The sequence below is a fragment of the Candidatus Methylomirabilota bacterium genome, assembly GCA_035260325.1.
Classification (GTDB): Bacteria; Methylomirabilota; Methylomirabilia; order Rokubacteriales; family CSP1-6; genus AR19.
On sequence record DATFVL010000273.1, the window covers coordinates 1 to 6018 of the forward strand.

A 6018-nucleotide genomic window follows, 5' to 3' on the forward strand; every position below is an offset into this window, starting at 1 on the left:
ACCCCAGAACTCGGTATGCGAACCGCTTTCGACCCCGCCGATGCCGAGGATCCAGCCGGTAATCGTGAAAGTGAGGATTGCAAACCAGCGATTGACAGGACTATCGGCGCGAGCCCTCCAAACATAGACGGCCAAGACTCCGAGCACGACCGCGAGAGACACGAGAGAGACTGAGCGCACGCCCTTTAGTTCGGAGTGCCCAGAACGATGGCGGCATGCGAACCGCCGATACTCTGAGCATGGATGAGAGCAGTTCGCAGGCGGATAGCGCGGGAGACGTTGGGAACGTAATCGAGGTCGCACGCCGGATCTGGGACGGTGTAGTTGATCGTTGGTGGCACGATGCTGTCACGGATCGCAAGGCAAGAGGCCACAATCTGCATTGCTCCACTGGCTGCCAAAGCCTGGCCGCACATAGACTTGATCGAAGAAACCGGCACGCACCAAGCTCGTTTGCCGAGGGCGCGCTTTATTCCTGCAGTTTCTGCGGCATCGTAATCGACTAGAGCGTTTCCGTGAGCACAGACGAAGTCAATGTCTTCGGCCGAAAGCTGAGCGTGTCGGATTGCCGCTTCCATCGCGCGGGCTGCATATTCGCCGGTCGCGTCGACGTTCCGCATATGTGCCCCTTCCGTGACGCTGCCGACTCCGAGGATGCGCGCGTAGATCGGTGCTCCTCTCGCTCTTGCTGAACTCTCATCTTCGACAACGATGATTGCCGCGCCCTCCGCGAGGACCAAGCCACTTCTGAGCTTGTCGAACGGTCGGCTCGCCTCGGCTGGTCGCCCAGACCAACTAGACAGTGCTCCAAGGGCACGGAACGCTTCAATGGAGGCCGCAGAGAGCGGCGTTTCCGTGGCCCCCGCTAGGACCGCGGCAGCGTCGCCGCGTTCGATCTTTTCAGCCGCCCACGCGACCGCATCCAGGCCCGCGACGCAGGCAGTCGCAATGCTGGCCGTTTGCCCGCGCGCTCCGACACTGATAGCCAAGTGGCTCGTCGCCGCATGTCCCGGATACTCGAGAACTGTCCAGGGACGCATGTCTTCGCCATGAAGGAAGGAGAGAAAATTTGAGTGCTCGACGTCCACGAGGCCGCTCATCGAGGTTCCCATCGAGACCATGAAGCGTTCGGCTGGTAACGCCGAGAGATCAAGGCGACTGTCCTTCAGGGCCATCTTCCCGGCCGCGATCGCGAACTGACTGAAGCGCCCCGCGACCTTTATGATTGAAAGCGGCATCCAGTCACGGGCGTTGAAATCGCGAACCTCGCCGACCATCTGGCATTCCCGGGGAAGCTTCGACGCGTCAAACAGCGTCGGCGTGCGGATACCCGATTTGCCCGCCTTCGCGGCGGCCCAGAACTTGTCGACGCCGACGCCGATAGGGGAGAGGATACCGAGCCCCGTGATGACGGGTTGGCGCTTCATTCGACGGGACTCCCCCCGGCAGCGCCGGTTGTCGTTTGCTCCACAGAACCCGGCGCTTACGTTAACAAGAGACCGGCCAAACGGCCAAGTTATACCCTCGGAGGCTGGTAGAATAGGCGAACCGACCACCCATGTCCAGGCCGCCGCTCAGCCGCCGTCGATTCCTCACCCTGCCCCTCGCGCTCCTGCTCGCCCCGGCGGCCCTGCCGTGGGACCGGGCTCGGGCGGCGCCGGACTCGCGACGGGGCACTTACGCCGTGGACGTCGGGATCCTCTACGGGATGCTCGGCTACCACCTGGAGGGGACGCTCAGCGAGACAGTGGATCGGGCTGCGGGCTCCTACGAGGTGAAGATCGCGGGCGAGGGGGACGGTATCGCCAACCGTATCGAGTCGAGCGGGGTCCTCCTGAACGGGCGGTGGGCGCCGCAGGAGTCGCACTCCTTCTTCAGCGTGAAGGGGCGCAAGTCGCGCTCGGACATCGCCTACGACTGGACGCGTCGCACGATCGCGTACCACTTCAGGGGCGAGACCTTCTTCCTCCGGAAGTTGAGAGTGGCGGACGACGTCGTGCCGGTGCCGGAGGAGCTGCACGTGGACGACTCGCTGAGCGCGATGCTCAACTACGCCGACGCACGCTGGTTGCCGCAGGAAGACGGCACCTACCGGACGCACGTCGTCCGCCGCAAGAAGGCGGATGACGAGGGGCCAGACGACGCCCAGAGCGCCTACCGCGCCGAGCTAGTGCCCATCACGCTGAAGGTTGCGTTCGACGCCGCGTCGGGAAAGCGGACGGCGCTGTTCGACCTGACCGGCTTTTCCTCCTGGGCTCGGCGGGACCAGCCCGGGCGGATCACGTTCGGCTACGACAAGCGCCCCGAGCTCCTGACCCTTGGCATGATGCTCGGGACGAGCGTCAAGGTCGAGCTGCGGTCCCCCGCGCCCCAGCCCTCCTAGCTAGATGCACGATCTCGTCACTCTGGGCGAGGTGCTCCTACGCCTCGCCATCCCGTCACCCGCTCGCGTCGAGACCGCGCACCGGCTCGATGTGCAGATCGGCGGTGCCGAGGCGAACGTGGCGGCTGCGTGCGCGCGGCTCGGCCTCAGGGTCGCCTGGATCTCATCGCTGCCGGCGAACCCCTGGGGCGAGCGCGTCCGGCGCGAGCTCGCGGGTCACGGGGTGGACTGCGCCTTCGTCCACATGCGCGAGAACGCCCGCCTGGGCCTCTACTTCCTCGAGTACGGCGTGCCGCCGCGGCCCGTGCGCGTTCTCTACGACCGCCGCGACTCCGCCTTCGCCCGCATGGCGGAGGCCGAGGTGGACTGGGAGCCGGTGCGCCGCGCGGGGCTCGTCCACCTGACCGGCATCACGCCGGCGCTCGGCGACGGCCCGCGCGCCCTCGTCCGGCGCGCGATGCGCGAGGCGCGCGCGTTCTCGTTCGACGTGAACTATCGCGCGAGCCTCTGGGGGCTCGCCGACGCGCGCCGGTTCCTCGACGAGGTGCTGCCCGAGGTGCGCTATCTCTTTCTCGGCGACGGCGAGGCGCGCGCGATCTTCAACCTCACCGGCACCGTCGAGCAGATGCTCGAGGCGCTGGCCCGGCTCGCGCCAAAGGCGACGGTGAGCCTGCAGCAGGGCGAGGCGGGCTCGACGGTGCTCGACAGCCAGCGCTTCTACCGGCCGCGCCACCGGTTCAGCGTGCAGATGGTGGATCCGATCGGCGCCGGCGACGCGTACGTCGCGGGCTTCCTCTGGGCGGTGCTCGGCAAGCGCGAGCTCCAGGAGGCCGTCGAGGTCGGGAACGCCGTCGCCGCGCTCAAGTGCTCCATGTGGGGGGACATCGCGCTCGTGACGCCGCGAGACGTCGAGGAGCTGCTGGCCGGCGGGCCCGACGTCCGACGGTGATGCTGCTATAGTCGAAGCGGTATGGCGGGGGATCGCGTCCTCGACGGCCTCAACGACGCGCAGCGCGAGGCCGTCACCCACGACGCTGGTCCCCTCCTGATCATCGCCGGTGCCGGCACCGGCAAGACCACCGTCATCACCCGCCGGATCGCCTGGCTCATCGCGCAGAAGAAGGCGCGCCCCGAAGAGATCCTCGCGCTCACGTTCACCGACAAGGCCGCCGCCGAGATGGAGGAGCGCGTCGATCAGCTCGTGCCCTACGGCTATGCCGACGTCGAGATCGCGACGTTCCACGCCTTCGGCGACCGGCTCCTGCGCGAGCACGCGCTCGAGCTGGGGCTGCAGCCCGACTTCCGTGTGCTCAACCGCGCCGAACAGGTCATCTTCATCCGCGACCGGCTCTTCCAGTTCCCGCTCGAGCGCTACCGGCCCCTCGGCGACCCGACGCGGCACATCCAGGCGCTGATCACGCTCGTCAGCCGCCTGAAGGACGAGGACATCCCGCCCGACGAGTACGCGGCGCACGCCGAGCGCCTCGGCGCGCTCGCGGCCGCGGCGCCCGGGGACGCGGAGCTCGCCGCGCGGGCGGCGCAGCACGGGGAGCTCGCGCGCACGTACGCGAAGTACCAGGAGCTCATGGCCGCGAGCGGCGCGATCGACTTCGGCGACCAGATCGTGCTGGCCCTCCGGCTCTTGCGCGTGCGGTCCCACGTGCTCGGCGGCCTCCAGCGCCGCTTCAAGTACGTGCTCGTGGACGAGTTCCAGGACACGAACTGGGCCCAGTTCGAGGTCGTGAAGCTCCTGACCGCGCGCCACGCGCACGTCGCGGCCGTCGGCGACGACAACCAGGCGATCTACCGCTGGCGGGGCGCGGCGGTGTCGAACTTCCGGAGCTTCCTCCGGCACTTCCCGCCGGCGCGCGTCGTCGTCCTCACGGAGAACTACCGCTCGCACCACCGGATCCTCGACGCGGCGTACCGCCTGATCGTGAACAATCCCGACCGGCTCGAGGAGAGCGAGGAGGGCCGGCGGTACGGGGTCACCAAGAAGCTCGCCGCCGTGCGGCAGCCCGACGGCCCCGAGCCGCAGCCCCTCCACTACGAGACCGCGAGCCAGGAGGCCGACGCGGTGGCGCAGCTGATCCGCGAGCGCGTCGAGGCGCGCGCGTGGACGTACGACGACGTCGCCGTCCTGGTGCGCTCGAACGGCGACGCCGACCAGTTCCTGCGCTCGTTCAACCTCCGCGGCGTCCCGTGGACCTTCTCGGGCAACGCGGGGCTCTACGGCCGGCCGGAGATCCGCCTGCTCATCGCGTTCCTCCGCGCGGTGGCGCATCCCGACGACTCGGTGAGCGTTCACTACCTCGCGCTGTCGGACATCTACCAGGTGCCGATCGTGGACGTCACGCGCTGCTCCACCTACGCCGACCGCCGCCACCGCTGGCTCTTCGACGTGTTCCGGCGCGCGGACGAGATCCGCGAGATCCGCGACGAGCTGGAGGAGGAGGGACGCGCGGCGATCCGGCGGCTCGTGGCGGACCTCACGCGCTACATGGAGCTCGCGCGCGAGATGCCGACCGGCGAGGTCCTCTACCAGTTCCTCGTGGACTCGGGCTGGCTCGCGCGGATGTCCAAGGCGGCGACCGCGCGCGACGAGGCGGAGGTGCAGAACATCTCGAAGTTCTTCCGCCGGGTCCAGGACGCCTCGAAGGCCCTCCGCTACGACAACCTGCGCGAGTTCGTGAACCACCTGGACGCGCTGATCGACGCCGGGGAGGACCCGGCCGTCGCCGAGGCGGACGTCGAGACACCGGCCGTGCGCGTGCTCACGGTCCACAAGGCGAAGGGACTCGAGTTCCCCGTGGTCTTCCTCGTCGCCCTCGTGCAGGACAAGTTCCCGCTGCGCGGCCGCCGGGAGGCGCTCGAGGTGCCCGTCGAGCTGATCCGGGAGACGCTGCCGGCGGGCGACTTCCAGCGGCAGGAGGAGCGACGGCTCTTCTACGTCGGGATGACGCGCGCGAAGCGCGAGCTCTACCTGACGAGCGCGCGCGACTACGGCGGCGCGCGGCAGCGCAAGGTGAGCCAGTTCGTTCTGGAGGCGCTCGACCTGCCGAAGGACGCCGCGCGCCCCTTCAAGGCGAAGGCGGTCGAGGAGATCCAGCTGTTCGCGCCGCCCGCCGCGCCCGATGACGCGACGCTGGCGCCGATCCCGCCGGACCAGGAGCTGCTGATCAGCCACAAGCAGGTGGACGACTACCAGACGTGCCCGCTCAAGTACCGCTACATCCATCTCCTGCGCGTCCCGATCCTGCGGCACCACCCGGTCGTCTACGGCAGCACGATCCACAAGGTCGTCGAGTACTACCTCCTGCGCCGCGCCGCGGGCAACTACACCTCGCTCGAGGACCTCCTGGCCGTCTACGAGCGCGAGTGGGACAACCAGGGCTTCCTCACGTGGGAGCACGAGGAGGCGCGCAAGGCGGCGGGCCGGCGCGCGCTCACGCGCTTCTGGCACGAGGAGGAGGCGGCGGGGCAGAAGCCCACGTACGTCGAGAAGGAGTTCGGGTTCACGCTCGGCGCCGACCGCGTGCGCGGCCGCTTCGACCGCGTGGACCAGGACCTGTTCGGCGCCACGATCATCGACTACAAGACCGGCGACGTCGCGACGCAGGCGGTGGCCGACCGCC

Annotated in this window: 4 protein-coding genes; 3 read left to right on the plus strand and 1 reads right to left on the minus strand. The window is 68.6% G+C overall.

The window, feature by feature from the left end:
* Positions 1–185: 185 nt before the first annotated feature.
* Positions 186–1427 carry a beta-ketoacyl-[acyl-carrier-protein] synthase family protein gene (locus VKG64_17520; GenBank protein HKB26838.1) on the minus strand — a complete coding sequence of 414 codons (1242 nt, stop codon included), beginning with the start codon at positions 1425–1427 and terminating at the stop codon, positions 186–188.
* A 131-nt stretch (positions 1428–1558) separates the two neighbouring features.
* On the opposite strand from VKG64_17520, the gene VKG64_17525 reads away from it, so the two are divergent.
* The 3 genes from VKG64_17525 to VKG64_17535 all read left to right on the plus strand — a co-directional run.
* Entirely contained in the window at positions 1559–2383 is an 825-nt protein-coding gene (locus VKG64_17525) for a hypothetical protein (protein HKB26839.1), read from the plus strand.
* Between the two features lie 4 nt (positions 2384–2387).
* Positions 2388–3332 (plus strand): sugar kinase, encoded by a 945-nt coding sequence (locus tag VKG64_17530; protein HKB26840.1) that lies wholly within the window; start codon positions 2388–2390, stop codon positions 3330–3332.
* A 21-nt stretch (positions 3333–3353) separates the two neighbouring features.
* On the plus strand, positions 3354–6018 hold a 2665-nt coding region (locus VKG64_17535; protein HKB26841.1), incomplete at its 3' end, for an ATP-dependent DNA helicase.

Coding starts and splice junctions, on each gene's coding strand:
- VKG64_17525 (HKB26839.1), top strand. CDS start 1,559: ATGTCCAGGCCGCCGCTCAGCCGCCGTCGATTCCTCACCCTGCCCCTC.
- VKG64_17520 (HKB26838.1), bottom strand. CDS start 1,427: ATGAAGCGCCAACCCGTCATCACGGGGCTCGGTATCCTCTCCCCTATC.
- VKG64_17530 (HKB26840.1), top strand. CDS start 2,388: ATGCACGATCTCGTCACTCTGGGCGAGGTGCTCCTACGCCTCGCCATC.